This is a genomic window from Bartonella sp. MR168JLCBS (assembly GCF_042194175.1).
This window is the reverse complement of the sequence record NZ_JBHIMP010000124.1, coordinates 1-1,170: the sequence shown is the minus strand read 5'-3', so window position 1 is coordinate 1,170 and position 1,170 is coordinate 1. Positions and strand designations below refer to the sequence as shown.

The following is a 1,170-nucleotide window of genomic DNA, read 5'->3' as shown; positions in this document are numbered from 1 at the left end:
GACTGTTTCCTGATCAACAGACATGTTACGCCTTTCGCTTTTGTTTATTTTGATATTCATCTAATTTATTTTGGCTATACAAGGCTGCGTTGGCAAGCGCAAGAATATTGATCATGAATAGAGAATATGAATATAATCTAAAACACTAAAAAACTTAAATGAACCATATGGCTGTTATTAACATAAATGAAGTTATTACACATCTTTTGCCTGGGCAAACAATAGCAGGTTTGGATTTGGGTAAAAAAACGATTGGAATTGCAGTTTCTGATAGAGGACTAACTTTTTCAAATCCGCGTTCTGTACTCCAACGGAAAAAATTTACAGTAGCTGCCCGCTCACTTATACAATTTTTTGATCGTGAAAATGTGGTGGTTGTTATCATTGGTTTACCTCTTAACATGAATGGAAGCAGCGGCCCTCGTGCTCAAGCAACCAGAGCTTTTGTCAACAATATGGAAGCGTATACAGAAATTCCATTTGTTTTTTGGGATGAACGCTTATCGACGATTGCAGCGGAACGCTCTCTTTTAGAAATGGATGTATCACGCGCTAAAAGAGCAACCAGGATTGATTCTGCTGCTGCTGCATTCATATTGCAAGGGGCTCTCAATAGAATTCAAAACCTTCATTATATGGAAGGATAAAGAACATTTAACAAATGTCCTGCATTATATCGTGCAATTAGCATACCATAGGAAGATCTCCATTGTCCCCCAAGACGGCTTTCCATATAAGCATTTGCAACATGCTCTATTTTTGTAGAACGTAATGATGCCGCTGCAGCTGCATATGCCACTTGTTCGATAAAAAATCTTCCCGCTCCCTCGTTTGCCGATGCCATTTCTACAGCAGACCTAATAATCTCAATTGCCCTTGGCCCTGCTGGCCCAATATCAATAGCAATTTTTTCTAACAATTTTTGGAACAATCCCGGTGCTTTTTCAGCTATGAGAATCGCATCTTTTACCAATTGATTAGCAGAAGTGTTTCTTATAATTCGTGCAGGCCCATTACACAATATTTGTGATAATGGATTGCCCTCTATAAAACTTTCGATACCAACCTGTGCAATAATCTCACCAATAATAGGAACGGCTAATTGACTCACATGATAAGCAATAATGGGCGTCATGATTCGCGCAAAAGCTGCTTCAGAATGATCATTTG

The 1,170-nt window shown here is 38.7% G+C and carries 1 protein-coding gene and 1 pseudogene; one reads left to right on the top strand and one right to left on the bottom strand.

Translation table 11 applies throughout. The features are described from left to right. The first annotated feature begins 167 nt into the window (after positions 1–167). Positions 168–647, top strand: a complete 480-nt coding sequence (gene ruvX, locus ACFIK8_RS09685; RefSeq protein WP_375669303.1) for a Holliday junction resolvase RuvX — start codon at positions 168–170, stop codon at positions 645–647. Here the strand turns inward: ruvX and ACFIK8_RS09680 are convergent. Continuing rightward, positions 632–1,170, bottom strand: a pseudogene (locus ACFIK8_RS09680) (acyl-CoA dehydrogenase); the annotation flags it as partial. The gene ruvX and the pseudogene ACFIK8_RS09680 overlap by 16 nt on opposite strands.

What these genes read in the sequence shown, in the direction of transcription:
- ruvX (WP_375669303.1), top strand. Translation starts at nt 168, where the DNA reads ATGGCTGTTATTAACATAAATGAAGTTATTACACATCTTTTGCCTGGG.